Genomic DNA, 17,763 nt, shown 5'->3' on the forward strand with positions numbered 1-17,763 from the left:
CACGTTAGCCGAGACCGGCGAAATTCCACAGGGGGTGCATCCTGTTTTCGCTGGTCAGATGATTAAGACCCGGTGAACTTGGGCAGGCGCCTTTCCCGATGCGCCGCGAGCCCCTCCCTCATGTCGGCCGACACCATCGTCACCGGCTGGGCCAGCGACTCCCATCGCAGCGCCGACTCCAGGTCGTCGTGACCCTCGGCCAGGGCGAGCTTGGTGAGCTTCGTCGCGATCGGCGCATTGCCCGCGATCCGGTCCGCGACCCCCATGACCTGCTCCAACAACTCCTCCTTCGGGAAGCTCCCCGTGACCAGTCCACGCCTGGCCGCCTCCTGCCCCAGCATGGTCCGGCCTGTGAGCAACATCTCCCTGGCGACGTGCACACCTCCCGCCTTCGGCAGCAGATAGGTCGCCGCCATCCCCGGATGCAGCCCCAGCGAAGTGAACGGCACCAGCAGCTTGGCGTCATCCGCCGTGTAGACAAGGTCACACGCCAACGCCAGACAGAACCCCGCCCCCACCGCGGCCCCGTTCACCGCCGCGATCGTCGGCACCTCGAGCGTCGTCACCGACAGCCAGTCGCGGTAGAAGGCCAGCATGCGTTCGCGCAGCTGAGGGACGGTCTCGGCATTCGTCTCCGCCAGCCAGGAGAGGTCCCCTCCCGAGGAGAAGGCCGTGCCTGCGCCTGTGACGACCACACATCTGGTGGCGGGGTCCTGGCGGAGTTCGGCGATGGTGGTGCGCCATTGGGTGGTCAGGGGGGTGGTCATGGGGTTGCGGTGCTCGGGGATGTTGAGGGTGAGGGTTACCACGCCGTTGGGGTGCCTGGTGGTGAGGAGGTGGGTCATGGCGGACGAGCGTAGAGGAGGTGGAGGTCGTCCTCGCGCCTTTCACCCTTGCCCTTCGCGTTTCGCCCTTGCCCCTCGCCTCTCGCCCTCGTCCTCGCGCCTTTCGCCCTTGCCCTTCGCTTCTCGCCCTTGCTCTTCGCGTTGTGGCTCGCTGTCCCCATCCGTCCCTTCCCCTCCCTCCTCCACTCCTGCGCCCCCCTTCTTCGCCCCCGCTCCACTGCGCCATTCGTACTGGGCTGTGTTGCCTTGCGCTCACCCGCCTCGCGCCGGGTTGTCCACAGGCTCGTCCCTCAGGGGAGACTTATCCACAGCTGAGCGAAACCCCGCCCCGGGCCTCTCGAAATCGTGAAACCTTGCCGGTCATGAGGCCACGAGTGAAATCCGCGCTCCGCCGTATCAGCCGTGACGACCACACCCTGCAGTACGGCGTGCACCCCCAGCGCGCGGTCCTGCTGTCCAGCCTCGACCCCGTCGTACGCGATTGGCTTGACTCCCTCGACGGCACCCTCACCCTCGATCAAGCTCTGGAGTCGGCCGCAGCGATCGATTTCACCGCCAAGTCCGCCCGCGATCTGATCAACCTGCTGTTCGCCCAGGGAATCCTCGAAGACGCCTCGACCCCGCGCACACCACTCGCCTCGCTCAGCCTGGCCGAGCTCGACCGTCTCCGCCCCGAACTCGACGCCTTGGCGTTGTCCTCGGTCGCTCCCGACGCCGGGCTCTCCGTCTTCGCCCGACGCCGGGCCGCCCAGGTCCGCGTCTACGGCGCAGGCCGAATCGGCGCCCAGATCGTCGCCCTCCTCGCCGCCTCGGGCGTAGGCACGATCCGTGTCTTCGACCTCGGCCTCACCAGGCCGGAGGACCTCACCCCAGGCGGCCTGACCTGGTCCGAGCTCGGCCAACCCCGCCAGACAGCCGCCACCACGGCCGCCCGACGCCTCCTCAGTCCCCCACCTCCGGAGGCCCTCGCTCCGCCTTCCGGAGAGCCTGCCCGACCGCCCTCCGACAGGACTACCAGAGCCACCGAGCCAGCCTCTTCCCCCAGAAGGAACTCCAGCCGTTCCACTCCATACTCCGCCCAGGTGTCCACCTCACGAGGTCCCGCCTCCGCAGGCCGTCCTGTCGAGGAGCTTCCATCAGAAGCCCCTCAGCCCGACCGCCTTCCACTTCGCACTCAGGCACCGCGTCCCGGTGCCACCCGTCCTGCCTCTCCTGGTTCCGCTCGCACTCGCTCCACAGCTTCTCGCCCAAGCACGGGTTCGAGTGCTGATCCGGATTCGAGTAGTGCTGCTGGCCCTGCGCCCGGCCGGCAGCCGACACCCGCACAGGACGCGACATTCCAGGAGCCCTCGGACTCCCCCTTGGGAGTCGTCGCGGGTGGCACGTACCTGGGTGATGGGTCGCAGCGGCCCGATCTGGTGATCCTCTCGCCGGTCGGGCCGCTCGACGGGCTGCTCGCGTACGAGCTGGTCGAGCTGGGTGTTCCGCATCTCGTGGCGGCCGCGCTCGAAGGGTACGGGCTGGTCGGGCCGCTCGTTGAGCCGGGCTTGACGGCCTGCGTGCAGTGCCTGGACCTGGCTCGGAGTGATCGGGATCCGGCGTGGCCGCTTGTCACGGCGCGGCTTGGCGGCTATCCCGTGAGTGAGATCGCCTGCGATGCCGTACTCGCGTCGCTGGTGGCGGCCAAGGCGACCAGCCATGCGCTTGCTCATCTCGATGGTCGAAACACACCTGTGACCAACGGCACAATAGATGTATTGCCTGATTGGCAGTGGAGAAGGCGTTCTTGGGAGCGACACCCAGAATGTAGTTGTAGTCGAAACAAGTTCGGTTCGCCCACAATGGTCGAATCGGGTAGCAGTAGCTGACGACCGAGAGCAGCAAGATCGTCCGCGAAGGGGGGAAGCGGCATCTCGGCTGAGATACCGCACATCATGGTGAGTGATCTTCCACGCCGTGCCGTGACACGTTCCGCGAAACTGGCGACTCTTCCTCTCGGTTTCGCCGGGCGTACCGCGCTGGGCATCGGCAAACGCATCGGCGGCAAGTCCGCAGAGTTCGTGGCCCAGGAGATTCAGCAGCGTACGGCCGAGCAGATCTTCAAGGTGCTCGGCGAGCTCAAGGGCGGGGCGATGAAGCTCGGCCAAGCCCTGTCGATCTTCGAGGCCGCCCTTCCGCCCGAGATAGCCGGGCCGTACCGTGCGACGCTGACCAAGCTCCAGGACGCCGCGCCTCCGCTGCCGACCGCCACCGTGTACAAGGTGCTGGCCGAAGAGCTCGGCGACGACTGGCGGGAGAACTTCCAGTCCTTCGACGACAAACCGACGGCCGCGGCGTCCATCGGTCAGGTACACAAGGCCGTGTGGCACGACGGCCGTGCCGTGGCGGTGAAGATCCAGTACCCGGGCGCCGGCAAGGCGCTGATCGGCGATTTCAACCAGCTGTCCCGGCTCGGCAAGCTGTTCGGGGCATTGCTGCCGGGGCTGGACATCAAGGCCGTGCTCGCCGAGCTGCGTGAGCGGATCGTCGAGGAGCTCGACTACCTTCGTGAGGCCGAGGCGCAGCACGCCTTCGCGCTCGAGTACAAGGACGATCCCGACTTCCAGGTGCCCGACGTCATCGCCGCCAACGAGCAGGTGCTGGTTACCGAGTGGATGGACGGCACGCCGCTTTCGCGCATCATCACCGACGGGACCAAGGAGGAGCGCGACCGGGCCGGACTGCTGTTCGTCCGTTTCCTGTTCGCCTCGCCCGCTCGGGTCGGCATGCTGCACGCCGATCCTCATCCGGGCAACTTCCGGATGACTCCCGACGGGCGTCTCGGCGTGCTCGACTTCGGGGCGGTCAATCGGCTGCCCGACGGGTACCCGAAGGTGTTCGGCCTGCTCACCCGTATCTTCAACCACGGCGACATGCAGACGGTCGTCGACGGGCTGCGCGACGAGGGCTTCATCCGGCCGCACATCGAGGTCGACGTCGACGCGCTGCGCGGCTTCCTCGCGCCGTACGTCGAGCCGACCGCCGTGGAGGAGTTCACCTTCAGCCGCGAATGGCTCCAGGCCCAGGCCGCCAGCGTCACCGACCTCCGCCCTACGAACGTCGTCAGACAGCTCAACCTGCCGCCTTCTTACGTACTGATCCACCGGGTCCACGCGGCCGGCGTCGGCGTCCTGTGCCAACTCGGTACCACAGCCCGCTTCCGCGACGAGGTCATCCGCTGGGTCCCCGGCTTCGCCGACGCCCCCAACAGCCACACCCACAGCCACACGTGCGCCGAGGCCGACACCCATCCCAGTGGCGGTTCCGGGGCGCCCGGATCAAGTCCCGGCAATGACACCGACACCGATGAAAGCTCTCTCCCCGTGGGGTGAGCGAGCCTCTCCCCACGCGATAGCGACACCACAACACCTGCCCCGCCCCCACTCCCGCCCAACACGAAACCGCCCACACCCCCGTCGGGATGTGGGCGGTTTCTAATCGTGTGGATACGGTCCTCCGCCGGCGGTAGGACCGGAGCCGGGTGGCCGGACGAAAGCTACGTCAGGTCGACCAGGGCTTTGCGGAGGCGGGTGGAGGCGCGTTGGACGTCTCGGCGGGCGCGCTGCAGGCGGCGTACTCGGCTGATGAGGCGTTGGTGTTCGGCCTCGCGGTGGAGGGTTTGTATTCGGTCGTTGACCAGTTCCTGGAACATATACGTCATCTCGAAGCCTCGCGTGGTGGTGATGCCGTTCATGGGGTCTCGTCTTTCTGTGAGGTGCGGTGCGGACAGGGACAAGGGGTCAGGCAGCGACCGGGTGCTTGCGGGGACGCCCGCGGGGCCGCTTTCGGGGGACAACGATCCCCCTGAGGATGAGCTCGCCGCCCCAGACGCCCCACGGCTCCTCGCGCTCCAGCGCGCGGGCCAGGCAGGCCTTCTGGATCGGGCAGCCACCACAGAGCGTCTTGGCGAACTCGACGTCCTCGGGCGACTCGGCGAACCACAGGTCGGGGTCGGTACGGCAGGGGATCTCGGCTTCGTCGATCAGGTCCATGATCGTCTTCGCCCCCATCTGCGTCTCCTTCTGGTCGATCTTGATCTGATTGATCTGTTGGGTACCTCTTGGTGGCGAGGAGTCGCGGGAAAACAAGAAGGCCGCGGATCCTGTATGCGGATCCGCGGCCTGAAGGCTGGCTGTTGCCGGTCAGGTTATGACCGGTTCATGCCTCCAGGAATACGGACCACGCAGTCCACCGGTGGTGCTCTGCTGCTGGTTCGGCTTGACGGCGCTCTCGACGGAGAAGACCTTCGCGGCATCCACGAACGGGACGGCCGGGCCGGCTGCTTCGACTCCACGCAATGCCAGGGCGCTGCCACGCAGGGCGGCGGCGGCCGGAGCACCATGGAAGGCGTAAGCGCCGGTGGTCATCGCGATGAGGGCAGACTTCTCCTGACGGAGCGAGATCGGCCCGGCAACGGTCAGAGCGCGGCTGCGGAATGCCGAGGCGAGCACCTGCTCGACCGACATGATCATGTTGCTCTCCACAGCTGACTCACCTCCGATTCCAGTGACAGCCGGGCGGGAACCACCCGGCTGGTCGGACAGGACTGTCCGACTTGCTTGTCCATGACCCTAAACCGAGAACTCCGGAACGGGCAACATAATTTCTACCTGCAGTTTTATGACTTCGTCACGCGGATCATGCACTCCTGCACGACGGAAACCGCGAGATCCCCGGCCGGTGTGAACATCTGCCCGCGAGCCAGCCCGCGCGCTCCTCCGGACCAGGGCGACTCCTGAGCATAGAGCAGCCAGTCATCGGCCCTGAAGGGACGGTGGAACCACATGGCATGGTCGAGCGAGGCCCCCGACAGGTTCGAGGTGATCCAGTCGAGCCCGTTGGCCAGCAGCACCGTGTCGACAAGCGTGTAGTCGGAGGCGTAGGCGGCCAGCACCACGTGCAGCAGCGGGTCGTCGGGCAGCTCGGCGTCGTAGCGCAGCCAGACGTTGTTCAGATTGCTGCGCAGCGCCGGATCCTGGCTCGCCTCCCACGTCAGCGCCGAGGCGTACCTGAGGTCGACCGGACGCGGCCGCGACAACCACGCCTTCCACTCCGGATCGTCGCCGATCAGCCCCAGCATCCGCTCCTGGAACGGCTGCAACATCTCAGGCCCGGGTACGGCCGGCGGCACGGCGGCCTGGTGCTCGACGCCCTCCTCGACGACATGGAAGGAGGCCGACATGGTGAAGATCGCCTTGCCGTGCTGGATCGCCACCACCCGCCGCGTGGTGAACGAACGCCCGTCACGCACCCGCTCGACGTTGTACACGATGGGAACGGACGGATCGCCCGGCCGGATGAAGTAGGCGTGCAGCGAGTGCACGTGCCGCTCGGACGGAACGGTGCGCCCGGCGGCGACGAGTGCCTGGGCCGCCACCTGTCCGCCGAACACCCTCTGGATGCGCTCCTCGGGGCTGCGGCCCCTGAAGATGTCGAGCTCGATCTGCTCCAGGTCGAGCAGGTCGAGCAACTCCTTGAGCGCCTCGTTCACGTGGGGTCCCCTCCGCGGCAGATGTCGAGCACGGCCTCGCCGTACCGGTCCAGTTTGACGCGGCCCAGGCCCGCGATCGACAGCAGGTCCTGCTCGCTGACGGGGGCGCGCTCGGCGATGGCCTGCAGGGTGACGTCGGTGAACACGACGTAGGGCGGAATCTTGGCCTCTTTGGCGGTGGCGGTGCGCCAGGTGCGCAGGCGCTCCAGCAGGGCCTCGTCGTAGTGGGCCGGGCAGGAGGCGCAGCGGCCGAGCTTCTGCTCGGTGGCGGCCACCAGCGTCTTGGCGCACACCCGGCAGCTCACGGGCGCGGCGACCGCACGGCGCTGCCCACCGGCCACGGCGCTCTTGGGCGCGGGGGTGGCACGCCCGGTCAGACCGTCGAGGAAGCGGGAGGAACGGCGGCTCTTGCGCCCGCCGGGCGACCTGGCCAGCGCCCAGGACAGCCCGAGGTGCACGCGAGCGCGCGTGACGCCGACATAGAGCAGCCTGCGCTCCTCCTCGACCTGCTCGGGCGTCTCGGCGTAGATGATCGGCATCATGCCCTCGGTCAGCCCGACCAGGAAGACGGCGTCCCACTCCAGGCCCTTGGCGGCATGCAGCGAGGCCAGGGTGACGCCTTCGACGGGAGGGGCGTGCTGCTCGGTGGCCCGGCGTTCGAGCTCCGTGACGAACACCGGAAGGTCGCCGCCTTCGGAGGCCACGTCCTCGGCCAGATCGGCCAGCGCCTTGAGCGACTCCCACTTCTCGCGCGCCCTGCCGCCACCGCCGGGCGCGACCGGCGTGAGGCCGATCCCGGCCAGGATGTGATGCACCTCGGCGGCCAGCGGCGCACCCGAGACCGAACGCGCGGCCCCGCGCAGCAGGACGACCGCCTGCCTGACCTCGGGCCGTTCGAAGAACCGGTCGGCGCCGCGCAGCAGGTAGGGGATCTCCGCCTTGGTGAACGCCTCCTCGTAGATCTCCGACTGCGCGTTGACCCGGAACAGCACGGCGATCTCGCGCGAGGGCACGCCCTGCTCCAGCAGCTTGCGCACGGCCCTGGCGACGCCCGCCGCCTCCTGGGGCTCGTCGTCGTACTCGGTGAAGGCCGGGCGCGGCCCGTCGGGGCGCTGGGCGATGAGCTCCAGGCTGTGCGGGCTGCGCGCCTTGGCCATGACCATGTTCGCGAGGTGGACCACCTGCGGCGTCGAGCGGTAGTCGCGTACCAGCCTGACGACGGCGGCGCCGGGATGTTCGAGCTGGAAGCCGGTCAGGTAGCGCGGGGTCGCGCCGGTGAAGGAGTAGATCGTCTGGTTGGGGTCGCCGACCACGCACAGGTCGTCGCGCCCGCCGAGCCAGGTGTCGAGCAGCAGCTTCTGCAGCGGGTTGACGTCTTGGTACTCGTCGACGACGAAGTAGCGGTACTGCTGGCGGATCTGGGCGGCGACCTCACGGTGCTCGGTCATCACCGCGGCGGTCAGTTCGAGGATGGTCTCGAAGTCCACCATGTGCCGCTCGCGGCGGATCTGCTCGTAGGCGGCGTAGAGCCGGGAGACCTCCTCGGCCGGGATCGGCGGCGTCCTGCCGAACTTGGCCGCCGCCGCCTCATAGTCCTCGTGGCCGATCTGGGTGACCTTGGCCCATTCGATCTCGGAGGCGACGTCGCGCAACTCCGAACGGTCCAGGCTCTTGCGTACCAGCCGGGTGGCCTCGCCGAGCAGCGGCAGCTTGGACTCGATCACCGAGGGCGCCGAGCCGCCGATCACGCGCGGCCAGAAGTAGGTGAGCTGGCGCAGCGCCGCGGCGTGGAACGTGCGCGCCTGCACACCCGGCGCGCCGAGCGCGCGCAGCCGCTGGCGCAACTCCCCCGCCGCCCGTGTGGTGAACGTCACCGCGAGCACGCCCGACGCCTCGACGACCCCACTGCGTACGGCATGGGCGATGCGGTGGGTGATGGCCCTCGTCTTGCCGGTGCCCGCGCCCGCCAGCACGCAGACGGGGCCGCGCACGGCCTCGGCAACCTCGCGCTGCTCAGGGTCGAGCCCGGCCAGAACGTCGTCGACCGCCAAGCTGCTCATTACCTCATCCTTCCAGCCGGTGGCGAGACACGGCTTCATTCTGGCAACATGCGGCCGACGCCTCTTGCCGGGGCGTCGAGATGCGAAACTCGGTCAATTCCCCCAGAATGGGGCCGACCAAACTTCATGGGGAAAGGATGGGCCGTGCGAGCTGCGGTAACGCTGGGTGCTCTGACCTTGGCAGCCGTCGCTCTGGCGCCCGCGCTGGCGAGCGCCTCGACCGCCACCGTACCCGCGTCCGGCACGAGCATCACCGCCACCGCCCCCAAGGCCAAGTCCGCGACGAAGGCCAAGGCCCCGACGCCCTCCCCCACCTCGCTGCCGCAGCTCGACTCCAACGGCCTGGGCGGCATCGCGGTCGAGACCATCTCGTACGGCCCGCACCGCCGCCAGGCCATGGACGTCTGGTGGACGCCCGACGGAGCCAAACGGCCGGGCGTCTTCCTGATCCACGGCGGCTGGTGGTCCAGCGGCGACAAGAAGTACATGACCGAGATCACCCGTAGCTACGCCGAGCTCGGCTACACGGTCTTCAACATCAACTACCGCCTGTCGGGCGACGCCGCCTGGCCCGCGCAGCGCACCGACACCCTCGACGCCATCGCCACCGCGCGCAGGCACGCCGAGCGCTGGTCGCTCGACCCCGGCAACTACGTGGTCGTCGGCTTCTCCGCCGGTGGCCACCTGGCCGCCTCGGTCGGCACGTACGGCGACGGCATCTCCGGGATGAAGGGCGTCGTCGGCATCTCCCCCGTGATCTCGCCGCTGCGCGCCTACACCGACGGCGCCGAGAGCAGGAGCGTGGAGAAGTTCAAGCTCCGCGAGGCCGCCATCGAACTCGCGGGCGGCTGCGAGCCCAAGGGCAAGTGCGCCCGCATCTGGGCCAGTATGGAAGTGCCGTGGCACGCCAGCCGCAAGGACGCGCCGATGCTTTCGGTGCACTCGCAGGACGAGTTCGTGCCTCCGGCGCAGAGCGAGCTGCTCAAGGACATGCTCGGCCAGGTCGGCGTGCCGATGAGCATCGTCACCCAGCCGGGCAGCGACCACAGCGCGCCGCTGTACCGGCAGCAGGGCGTGGCCGAGCGCGTGCAGAAGTGGATCGCCGACCGCACGGGCTGATCAGGCCGGGAAATCGGGAATTTCGGGCTCTGTTCATGTTGTTGCACCGAGCGCCCGATCCTGGATTGCGAAGGGACCTCCCGACATGGCGCTCACGGTCTACACCACCACCTGGTGCGGCCCCTGCAAGCGGCTGAAGAGCCAGCTCACCCGCGAAGGCATCGCCTACCGGGAGATCGACATCGAGGCCAACCCCGGTGCCGCCGAGTTCGTGATGAGCGTCAACAACGGCAACCAGACGGTGCCGACCGTCGTCGCGGTCTCGCGTTCCGGCAACGAGCACGTCCGGACGAACCCCAGCGTCATCGAGATCAAGACCCTCCTCAACTCCTAGGACGCCTCCCGGCCTCGGCGTCCGCCTTGAGGTTGCGGTACCAGTCCATCCATGCGGCTCGCCTGATCTCCTCCGGCAGGGCGTTCAGGCCCTCCCCGATCAGGCCGGCCGCATCCTGGAAGCGGCCGAGGTGGAGCAGCACGAGGCCGCGTTGCATCGTCAGATAGGCCGGACCGAAGAAGTACGCCGAGTCCGGGGCGTGCGCGGTGGCGTCGTAGAGGCGCTCGGCGGCGTCCATCAGCAGGAGGGCGTTCCGCTCCTCCCCCGCCAAGGCGTGGCCTCTGGCCTGCTGCTGGGTGGCCATCGCGGTGGTCGCCGGGGTCACCGCCAGCTTCCTTGCCGCCCGTGAGGCCGCGATCATCCCCGGGGTGTCGCCGCGCATGTTCGCGTCCAGACCCCTGGCGGCCATGGCCGTCGACGCCGCGTCGGCGTCGACCGCCTCCCAGGCGATGCGCAGCGCCTTGTCGTAGAGGCGGCTCGCCGTGCCGTACTGGCCGAGGTAGGAGGCGATCCAGCCGGAGAAGTGGGCCGAGGACGCCGCCACGGACGCCAGCCGGTCACGGGCCGCCCCTCGGGCTCCGGCGAGTGCGCTTTCGGCCTGCTGCAGGTGGGCCCGCGCGGCAGGCTGGACCGCCGCCGAACCGACCACGTCCTCAAGCCTGCGATGGGAGAGCAGCACCGTCTCCAGCATGCCCGCGGTCACCGCGTCCGGCCTGCGACTCCTGCGCGCCTGCTCGGCCGCCTCCTCCAGCACGGCCTCCGGCACCCCCAGGACCACGGCCAACGCGGGCACGTCCCCGACCGGCACACGCCTGCCCGACTCCCACCGCGCCACGTCCCAGCGCGTCAGCGCCTTCCCAGAGACGTCGTTCACCCGCCCGGCCAACTGCGCCTGCGACAGTCCGAGCCCCGCCCTCAACTGAGCGATCAGGGGGCCGATCGGCAGCATGGGTGTGGGCCTCCAACCGCAGGTGTGGGCCTGGCACCTCCCATCATCCTCCGCAGCCGATGAACTCGGCGGTGTGACCGCACAAGAAGTGAGTCCCACCACGCCTGTCCGCCCCCACCCCTCTCACGGCGCAGGAGTGACGCCCTCGTGAAATGGGAATCCCCGCAGCCGTTCAGGGTCGAAGGCTGGATCGTGATGGACGGCGCCGGAGGCGGCTTCGTCGCCCTGCGGGTCGTCGAGCTGGGCGACAAGGAGAACCTCGTGTGTGGCAGGGACGCCTCCGAGATACGCCGCAGGATCGACCGTGCCGAAGGACGCCTGCGTCGGTCGGGGTAGCGGCATGCCCTTCGGGGGCCTGGGTCCTACCAGTCTCCGGTGAGGCGTTCGCCGTACCAGGTTTCGACGAGTCTTCTGGCGATGGAGACCTGGGGTGGGAGTTTGACCTCGCCGGAGCGGAGGGCCTGGGCGAGTTCGCCTCGGGTGAACCAGTGGGCTTCGGCGATCTCGTCGTGGTCGAGGTCGAGGGTGGTGGAGGTGGCTGTGGCGAAGAAGCCGAGCATCAGGCTGCGGGGGAAGGGCCACGGCTGGCTGCCCAGGTAGCGGGGGGCGACGACGGGGACGCCCACCTCTTCGGCCACCTCGCGGATGACCGCGTGTTCGAGCGACTCGCCGGGCTCGACGAACCCGGCCAGGACCGACAGCCTGCCTTCAGGCCATTGCGGGCCCCTGGCCAGCAGGACCCTGTCGGCCTCGTCGCGGACGAGCATGATCACGGCGGGGTCGACGCGGGGGAAGTGCTGGCTGGCGTCGTCGGGGCAGACGCGGACGTGGCCGCCCGACTCGACGCGAGTGCGGGAGCCGCAGCGCGGACAGTACTCGTGTGTGGTGTGCCAGGCCTCCAGCGCCACCGCGTAGACGAGGAGCCCGGCGTCCCGGTCGCCGAGCAGGGCGCCGACCTGGCGCAGCCCGGCGGCCGTCGGTGTGCCTTCGGCCACGTCGCGCAGGTCGACGGGTGCGACGATGCGGCCGTCGAGGTCGGCGCGCGGCAGGCCGGGCAGCGGGGTGGCGACCGCGAAGTAGGTGACGTCGCCCTCGACGCCCAGCAGGTAGCGTTCGCCCTCGGGCGCCTGCTCAGGGGTGTACAGCACGGCCTCGATGCCGTCACCCGTGCGCCTGACCAGGGTCTGGCCGCCGTCGATCAGCAGCACACGCGTCGTCGGCGCGGCCCACGCCGCCTCGATCCAGGCGGCGTCGCCGCGCAGGGCCGAGGATCGGTCGATCGTGCCGCGTGCGAGGAGCAGCGGTCCCAGGAGTTGTTCTTCAGCCGTCGGCTCCACGCGCAACTTCCTCCCCAGATCCGCAGCCATCTTATGCCTGGGCGAGATGAGCACTTGACCCGGACATGACCAGGAAGCCGGGCACGGGCGGCGCTGACGCGACACGACGTAGGCTTGATCACGGCGGATCCCGACGAGGCCCGGCAGGAGCGACCGACTCGGACTTCTCCTGCCATTGCGCCATCGCGGCAGCGAGATCATCTCCGTCACACTAGGATCTACCGAGTTAGGTTAGCCTTACCTGATCCGGGGGTGTCCGTTGCGGCTCTACCTGACCGCGCTCAAACCGACAGACTCGGTGACCGACGGTTTCCTGCCCGCTGCCCGCGCGCTCGGGTTCGAGGTCACGATCCTCACCGACAGGCCCGGCGAGCACCCGCACGCGATCGGCTGCGACGTACGCGACCCGCGAGCGCTGATCGACACCGTCGCGGGCCTGCCGCGCCCGGACGTGATCTTCACCAACTCCGACCACCTCCAGGCCGAGACCGCCATGGCCGCCGCCTACCTCGGCCTGCCTGGCAAGGACTGGCGGGCCTGCCTGACCGCCAAGAACAAGGCGCTGACCAGGATCAGACTGGCCGAGGCGGGCGTCGAGAGCGTGTACTCACTGCGCCTGGCGCCCGGCGACCCCGTGCCCGACGACCCGCCGTACCCTGTGGTCGTCAAGCCGCGCGAAGGCGTCGCCAGCGAGGACGTCGTGCTCGTCGAGGAGGACCTGGCGGGCGCCGTGGCCGCGTTCAGGGCGAGGCGGCCGGGCGAGGCGCTGGTCGTCGAGGCCTACCTGGAAGGGCCGCTGCGCACGCTGGAGACGCTCGGCGACGGCGAACGGCTGCACGTGCTCGGCGGGTTCGCCACCACACTCGGCCCCCTGCCGCACTTCGTCGAGGAGCGCCTGGACTGGGCGCCCGAAGGCCCGCACGAGCACGTCCTCGCCGCACTCCGGGCGCTCGGCGTCGGGCTCGGCGCCTGCCACACCGAGTACGTCGTGACGGCGCAGGGTCCGCGCATCGTCGAGGCGAACTACCGGGTGATCGGCGACCACTGCGACTTCCTGCTGGCCGAGATACTCGGCGTGCCGCTGTTCGAGCTCATCCTCAGGACCCACATGGGCGAGCGCCTCGCCCCGATCGACACCGCCGTGCCCAGGTACGGCAGTGCGGTCAGCCTCGTGGCCGACCGCTCGGGCACCGTGAGCGCCGCACCCGGCCACCTGGCCCCCGCGCCGGGCGACGAGGTGCGGGTGTGGCACCGGCCGCTCCGGGCGGTGGGCGACAGGATCGAGCAGACTCATACCAACCGCGACTACCTCGGCCTGATCCGGGCGATCGGCCCCGACCGGGCAGGGGTGGAGGCGGCGGTGACGCAGTTCAGGCGGAGCAGGCCGTGGGTGATCGCATGAGGGATCGGTATCTTGCGACCAGAGTGCTGGACGCGCTCCTGCGCGAGGACTACGGCGGCCTGGCCGGCCGGGTGACGCGCAGCAAGGACGGCGTGGCACTGGCCCTGCCCGGCGGCACGAGGGTACGGCTGAAGCCGGGCTCGCTGTTCCAGGACTTCGTCGTCGCACCCGGCCAGCCGCTCCGCCTGGAGCAGGTGCTCGACACACTGCGCACGATCGCGGACCCGGCCGACGCCGAGGGCGTGCGGGCCTTCGCGGGCGAGTGCGAGGCGGCGCTGAGCGCGCTCAGGCTGCACGACGCGCAACGCGAGGGGCTGCTGACCAGGCTGGCCGCCGAGGAGCGGCCGTTCGAGTCGCTCGCCGCCTTCGTCGACCATCCGGTCTATCCGACCTCGCGGGCCAGGCCGGGGCTGTCGGAGCTCGACCTGCAGTTTTACGCGCCGGAGTTCGCGCCCGCCTTCGCCCTGCGCTGGGCCGAGGTCGAGGGCCATGCCGAGCCGTTCCCCGTGCACCCGCTGACGGTCGGCGAGGTCGAACGGCTGCCCGGCGTGCGGCTGCTGCCACCGCGTGCGGACGAGCCGAGCGTGCGTCCGACGTTGTCGATGCGCACGGTCGAACTCGACGCGCGTACCCATCTGAAGCTGCCGCTGGCCACCAGCACGCTGGGGCTGCGCAACCGCCGCTCGATCAAGCCCTCGACGCTGGAGGACGGCGCCAGGGCCGAACGGCTGCTGTCGTCGCTGCTCGACCCCGGCATCGTGCTCGCCGGTGAGCAGACCTTCGCGCACGCGGGCCACGAGTACCTTGGCTGGCTGCGCCGCGCGCTGCCCGAGGGCGAGATCGTGCCCGTCGCCGCGCTGGGCGCACCGTGGCCCGCGGGGGGCACCGTGCTGGGCGAGCTGGCCAGACGGCACTTCGGCGGCGACAGGGAGGCGCTGCTGACCGCCTATCTACGCCTGCTGCTCGGCTGGAACGTCCGCCTCTTCGTCCGTTACGGCGTCGCGCTCGAAGCCCATCAGCAGAACCTGTCGCTGGTCTTCTCCGGTTCCTCGATGAGGCTGCTGGTCAAGGACAACGACGGGCTGATCGCCTCGCCGAGCAGGCTCGCGGCGGCCGGGGCGCACGTGCCCGACTTCGCCGACGCCCGCATGCTCGGCGACGACCCGCACGCGCTCGCCGACGTGTTCGTCACGATCACCCTGCACCTGGCCGCGGCGGCGGTCGCCTTCACCGCGCTGCCCGCCGACCGGGCCGTGCACCTGCTGCGCACCGAGCTCGGCGCGGCGCTGTCCGAGCACGGCGAGCACCCGATGGCCAGGCTGCTGCGGGCCAGGACCCTGGAGGCCGCCAGGCTCGTCGGCAAGTCGATGCTCACCGCGGGCACCCTCGTCGACAAGTCCCGCACGGGCGCCCGCGACGTCAACAAGTACTACGGCACCAGTGGGCCCAACTATCTGCGCCGCCCCTGCGCCTGCCGACCCGTTCACCAGAGGAGCGCCTGATCATGGAGAGCCTGCTGCTGGAGTCCCCGGCCGCGCTGGCCGAGGAGGCGACACTCGCCGCACTGCTGCGCTGCTGCGTACGCGAGGTGGCCGGGCCGCGCGGTCAGGTGTGGCCCGCGGCTCCGCACCTGCTCCTGCGCGTGGGCGGCACCCTGATCAGAGCCCGCACGCACGGCGGCGCCGCCCTGCGCTTCCACGGCCAGGTCGAACGCCTCGACCACGGCGCCTGGCGGCAGCTGACGGCGGGCGAGCTCGTCGGCCTGGCCGAGGCCGAGCTGTCCGACCAGCCGCACCCGGACACGGGCGGCGAGCCCGCCAACACCGAGTTCGCCGGGCAGGTGGCCGCGAGCAGGGACGCCATCGAGGCGATCCTGGCCGCCCGGGCGCTGGCCGACCCGCCTGCCGACCCGTGGCTCGCCTCCGAGCAGGCGCTGGTCTTCGGCCACCCGTTCCACCCGAGTCCCAAGGCCAGGGGCGGCGCCGACTGGCTGGCCCACGCCCCCGAGGCGCATGCCGGCTTCCCGCTCAGACTGCTGGCCGTACGGCGTGACGTGCTGGCCGAGGAGGGCGAGCCGGGGGCGCTGGACCGGCTGGGGGCCGCGCCCAGCGGGTACGCGCTGCTGCCGGCTCATCCCTGGCAGCTCGGGCTGCTGCGACCGGCGTTCGACGATCGGCTGATCGACCTGGGCGACAGTCCGTGGCAGGTGGCGCCGACCTCGTCGGTGCGCACGGTCTACGTGCCCTCCGCGGGCGTGTGCCTGAAGTTCAGCCTGGATGTGCGGATCACCAACTGCGTGCGCAAGAACGCCTGGTACGAGCTCGCGGGCGCGGTCGAGCTGAGTGCGCGGCTCGGGCCCGTCTTCGGCGCGCTGGCCGCGAGGTTCCCCGGCACCCGGTGGCTGTCCGAGCCCGGCTACCGCTCGGCCGGGCTCGGCACCCGGCTGCTCGAAGGGCTGGGCGTGATCGTCAGGAACGGGCCGCTCGCGGTCTGTTCGCCCGGCGTGACGCCCGTGCTGGCCGGGGCGCTGGCCGCCGGGCCCGCCGGAGGGAACGACCCTGTGGCCTGGTGGACGGCCTATGTGACGGCGGTCGCGCCACCCGTCCTGGAGGCGTACTTCGGCCACGGCGTCGTGCTCGAACCGCATCTGCAGAACGTGCTGATCGGCCTCGACCGATCGGGCACACCGGTCGAGGCGATCTTCAGGGACATGGAGGGCACCAAGCTCATCGCCGGGCGGCACGACCTGTCCGCACTGCCCGAGCGTGTCGCCGAAGGCCTGACCTACGACGCCGAGCGCGGCTGGACCCGGGTGGTGTACTGCCTGCTGGTCAACCATCTGACCGAGATCGCGGCCACGGTGGCCGACGGCGACGACGAGCTGCTGCGCGTGCTCTGGCGGCGGGCGCGCGAGGTGCTGGCGCGCTACGCCGAGTCGGCCGGATGGCCGCTGCCGCTCAGCGACCTGCTGGCGGGCGCGCCGCTCCCGGCCAAGGCCAACCTGTCGGTCAGGTGGGCCAGAGGCGCCGACCGCTCGGCGGGCTACGTGCCGATCGCCAACCCGCTCGCATGATCACCGAAGCGGTCCGCGAAGCGGCCTTGCGGCTGCCCGCCGTACCCGCCTATGTGTACGACCTGGCGGCGCTGGACGCGCATGCCGCCGGGGTGCGGGCGGCGCTCGGCGGGGTGGAGGTGTACTACGCGGCCAAGGCCAATCCCGATGCCGAGCTGCTCAGGTGTCTCGCACCGCACGTCGACGGGTTCGAGGTGTCGTCGGGCGGTGAGTTCGAGCATGTGCGCTCGGTCGTGCCGGGGGCCAGGCTGGCGTTCGGCGGGCCGGGCAAGACCGACGAGGAGTTGCGCCTGGCGGCATCGGCCCATCGGGTGCACGTGGAGTCGCCGGGCGAGCTGAGGCGGCTGCTGGATCTGGGCGTCGGGGCCGAGGTGCTGTTCAGGCTGAACCTCGAACTGCCGGTCGAGGGGGCCGCGCTGGCGATGAGCGGGCCGTTCGGCATGGACGAGGCCGGGCTGGCCGAATGTCTGGCCATGGTCTGCGGCGGCGTGCGGCCGCGTGGGGTGCACGCCCATCTGGCCAGCGGGCTGCAGGCCGATGACCTGCTGCGGATCGCGGCCGTCGTGCTGTCGCACCACGACGAGGAGGTGAACGTCGGCGGCGGCATGGCCGTCTCCTACACCGATCCCGCCGCGCGCTTCGACTGGCGGGCCTACGGCGAGGGCCTGGCGAGGCTGCGCGGGCCGGGCCAGGTCGTGCGCGTGGAGCCTGGCCGTGCGCTGACGGCGTACTGCGGCTACTACGTGAGCAGGGTGCTGGACGTCAAGCGGGTGCGCGGCGCCGCGTACGCCGTCGTCGCGGGCGGCACCCACCACCTGCGCACGCCGGTCACCAAGGGCCACGACCAGCCGTTCGAGGTGCTGCCTACGGGCCACGGCCCGGCGCTGAGCGGCTCGCCCGTGACGGTCGTCGGGCAGTTGTGCACACCCAAGGACGTGCTGGCCCGCGAGGCGGACGCCGAGATGCGGGTGGGCGACACGCTGGTCTTCGCCATGGCGGGCGCCTACGCCTGGAACATCTCCCACCACGACTTCCTCATGCACCCGAAGCCCTCGATGCACTACCTCGGCCGATAGGGTTACACATTGTCGACAATCGGCTACAGAGGGGGATG

General features: G+C 70.2%; 18 protein-coding genes. 9 read left to right on the forward strand and 9 right to left on the reverse strand.

Going from position 1 to position 17,763, the window contains the following annotated elements:
• Window positions 1-62: 62 nt before the first annotated feature.
• The gene (locus tag ACTWNK_RS37560; protein WP_474309666.1) at window positions 63-845 is read right to left on the reverse strand and encodes an enoyl-CoA hydratase/isomerase family protein; all 783 of its coding nucleotides are present in this window, start codon (window positions 843-845) and stop codon (window positions 63-65) included.
• Window positions 846-1,135: 290 nt separating this feature from the next.
• Complete coding sequence (locus tag ACTWNK_RS37565) at window positions 1,136-1,747, reverse strand: hypothetical protein (protein ID WP_474311166.1); 612 nt, start codon at window positions 1,745-1,747, stop codon at window positions 1,136-1,138.
• On the opposite strand from ACTWNK_RS37565, the gene ACTWNK_RS37570 reads away from it, so the two are divergent.
• Together ACTWNK_RS37570 and ACTWNK_RS37575 are read left to right on the forward strand one after the other, a co-directional pair.
• Window positions 1,634-2,713, forward strand: a complete 1,080-nt coding sequence (locus ACTWNK_RS37570; RefSeq protein ID WP_474311113.1) for a hypothetical protein — start codon at window positions 1,634-1,636, stop codon at window positions 2,711-2,713. The genes ACTWNK_RS37565 and ACTWNK_RS37570 overlap by 114 nt on opposite strands.
• 93 nt (window positions 2,714-2,806) lie before the next feature.
• A complete protein-coding gene (locus tag ACTWNK_RS37575; protein ID WP_474309667.1) occupies window positions 2,807-4,216 on the forward strand; it encodes an ABC1 kinase family protein in 1,410 nt (469 codons plus the stop codon).
• A gap of 164 nt (window positions 4,217-4,380) precedes the next feature.
• Here the strand turns inward: ACTWNK_RS37575 and ACTWNK_RS37580 are convergent, their stop codons facing one another.
• The 5 genes from ACTWNK_RS37580 to ACTWNK_RS37600 all read right to left on the reverse strand — a co-directional run bounded on the left by ACTWNK_RS37580 (window position 4,381) and on the right by ACTWNK_RS37600 (window position 8,435).
• On the reverse strand, window positions 4,381-4,578 hold the full coding sequence (locus tag ACTWNK_RS37580) for a hypothetical protein (protein WP_474309668.1): 198 nt from the start codon (window positions 4,576-4,578) through the stop codon (window positions 4,381-4,383).
• Window positions 4,579-4,624: 46 nt separating this feature from the next.
• Entirely contained in the window at window positions 4,625-4,894 is a 270-nt protein-coding gene (locus ACTWNK_RS37585) for a WhiB family transcriptional regulator (RefSeq protein ID WP_474309669.1), read from the reverse strand.
• 132 nt (window positions 4,895-5,026) lie between these two features.
• Window positions 5,027-5,356 (reverse strand): hypothetical protein, encoded by a 330-nt coding sequence (locus ACTWNK_RS37590; RefSeq protein ID WP_474309670.1) that lies wholly within the window; start codon window positions 5,354-5,356, stop codon window positions 5,027-5,029.
• A gap of 146 nt (window positions 5,357-5,502) precedes the next feature.
• Window positions 5,503-6,375 (reverse strand): acyl-CoA thioesterase, encoded by an 873-nt coding sequence (locus ACTWNK_RS37595; RefSeq protein ID WP_474309671.1) that lies wholly within the window; start codon window positions 6,373-6,375, stop codon window positions 5,503-5,505.
• Entirely contained in the window at window positions 6,372-8,435 is a 2,064-nt protein-coding gene (locus ACTWNK_RS37600; RefSeq protein ID WP_474309672.1) for an ATP-dependent DNA helicase UvrD2, read from the reverse strand. The genes ACTWNK_RS37595 and ACTWNK_RS37600 overlap by 4 nt, the downstream gene beginning before the upstream one ends.
• Before the next feature lie 144 nt (window positions 8,436-8,579).
• Here ACTWNK_RS37600 and ACTWNK_RS37605 point away from each other — a divergent pair, with 144 nt between their 5' ends.
• On the forward strand, window positions 8,580-9,554 hold the full coding sequence (locus ACTWNK_RS37605) for an alpha/beta hydrolase (RefSeq protein WP_474309673.1): 975 nt from the start codon (window positions 8,580-8,582) through the stop codon (window positions 9,552-9,554).
• Window positions 9,555-9,639: 85 nt separating this feature from the next.
• Window positions 9,640-9,888, forward strand: coding sequence for a mycoredoxin (locus tag ACTWNK_RS37610; protein ID WP_474309675.1), 249 nt, complete (start codon window positions 9,640-9,642; stop codon window positions 9,886-9,888).
• On the opposite strand, the gene ACTWNK_RS37615 is transcribed toward ACTWNK_RS37610, so the two are convergent.
• Complete coding sequence (locus ACTWNK_RS37615; RefSeq protein WP_474309676.1) at window positions 9,878-10,837, reverse strand: helix-turn-helix transcriptional regulator; 960 nt, start codon at window positions 10,835-10,837, stop codon at window positions 9,878-9,880. The two genes, ACTWNK_RS37610 and ACTWNK_RS37615, sit on opposite strands and share 11 nt — an antisense overlap.
• A 147-nt stretch (window positions 10,838-10,984) precedes the next feature.
• On the opposite strand from ACTWNK_RS37615, the gene ACTWNK_RS37620 reads away from it, so the two are divergent.
• Entirely contained in the window at window positions 10,985-11,173 is a 189-nt protein-coding gene (locus tag ACTWNK_RS37620) for a hypothetical protein (RefSeq protein ID WP_474309677.1), read from the forward strand.
• Between the two features lie 26 nt (window positions 11,174-11,199).
• On the opposite strand, the gene nudC is transcribed toward ACTWNK_RS37620, so the two are convergent.
• Window positions 11,200-12,174, reverse strand: a complete 975-nt coding sequence (nudC, locus tag ACTWNK_RS37625; protein WP_474309678.1) for an NAD(+) diphosphatase — start codon at window positions 12,172-12,174, stop codon at window positions 11,200-11,202.
• A 259-nt stretch (window positions 12,175-12,433) separates the two neighbouring features.
• Between nudC and ACTWNK_RS37630 the strand changes: the two genes are divergently transcribed.
• From ACTWNK_RS37630 to ACTWNK_RS37645, 4 genes are read left to right on the forward strand one after another with little or no spacing between them, the layout of a single operon-like run.
• Window positions 12,434-13,576 carry a siderophore biosynthesis protein gene (locus ACTWNK_RS37630; protein WP_474309679.1) on the forward strand — a complete coding sequence of 381 codons (1,143 nt, stop codon included), beginning with the start codon at window positions 12,434-12,436 and terminating at the stop codon, window positions 13,574-13,576.
• Complete coding sequence (locus ACTWNK_RS37635) at window positions 13,573-15,078, forward strand: IucA/IucC family protein (protein WP_474309680.1); 1,506 nt, start codon at window positions 13,573-13,575, stop codon at window positions 15,076-15,078. The genes ACTWNK_RS37630 and ACTWNK_RS37635 overlap by 4 nt, the downstream gene beginning before the upstream one ends.
• Window positions 15,079-15,080: 2 nt before the next feature.
• Window positions 15,081-16,649: an IucA/IucC family protein gene (locus ACTWNK_RS37640; protein WP_474309681.1), complete on the forward strand. Its 1,569-nt coding sequence runs from the start codon at window positions 15,081-15,083 to the stop codon at window positions 16,647-16,649.
• On the forward strand, window positions 16,646-17,725 hold the full coding sequence (locus ACTWNK_RS37645; RefSeq protein WP_474309682.1) for a type III PLP-dependent enzyme domain-containing protein: 1,080 nt from the start codon (window positions 16,646-16,648) through the stop codon (window positions 17,723-17,725). Before ACTWNK_RS37640 ends, ACTWNK_RS37645 begins: the two co-directional genes overlap by 4 nt.
• The last annotated feature ends 38 nt before the right edge of the window (window positions 17,726-17,763 follow it).

The sequence above is a fragment of the Nonomuraea sp. IBHARD001 genome (genome assembly GCF_056106265.1).

What these genes read in the sequence shown, in the direction of transcription:
- ACTWNK_RS37560 (WP_474309666.1), bottom strand. Translation starts at nt 845, where the DNA reads ATGACCCACCTCCTCACCACCAGGCACCCCAACGGCGTGGTAACCCTC.
- ACTWNK_RS37580 (WP_474309668.1), bottom strand. Translation starts at nt 4,578, where the DNA reads ATGAACGGCATCACCACCACGCGAGGCTTCGAGATGACGTATATGTTC.
- ACTWNK_RS37585 (WP_474309669.1), bottom strand. Translation starts at nt 4,894, where the DNA reads ATGGGGGCGAAGACGATCATGGACCTGATCGACGAAGCCGAGATCCCC.
- ACTWNK_RS37590 (WP_474309670.1), bottom strand. Translation starts at nt 5,356, where the DNA reads ATGATCATGTCGGTCGAGCAGGTGCTCGCCTCGGCATTCCGCAGCCGC.
- ACTWNK_RS37600 (WP_474309672.1), bottom strand. Translation starts at nt 8,435, where the DNA reads ATGAGCAGCTTGGCGGTCGACGACGTTCTGGCCGGGCTCGACCCTGAG.
- ACTWNK_RS37610 (WP_474309675.1), top strand. Translation starts at nt 9,640, where the DNA reads ATGGCGCTCACGGTCTACACCACCACCTGGTGCGGCCCCTGCAAGCGG.
- ACTWNK_RS37615 (WP_474309676.1), bottom strand. Translation starts at nt 10,837, where the DNA reads ATGCTGCCGATCGGCCCCCTGATCGCTCAGTTGAGGGCGGGGCTCGGA.
- ACTWNK_RS37635 (WP_474309680.1), top strand. Translation starts at nt 13,573, where the DNA reads ATGAGGGATCGGTATCTTGCGACCAGAGTGCTGGACGCGCTCCTGCGC.
- ACTWNK_RS37640 (WP_474309681.1), top strand. Translation starts at nt 15,081, where the DNA reads ATGGAGAGCCTGCTGCTGGAGTCCCCGGCCGCGCTGGCCGAGGAGGCG.
- ACTWNK_RS37645 (WP_474309682.1), top strand. Translation starts at nt 16,646, where the DNA reads ATGATCACCGAAGCGGTCCGCGAAGCGGCCTTGCGGCTGCCCGCCGTA.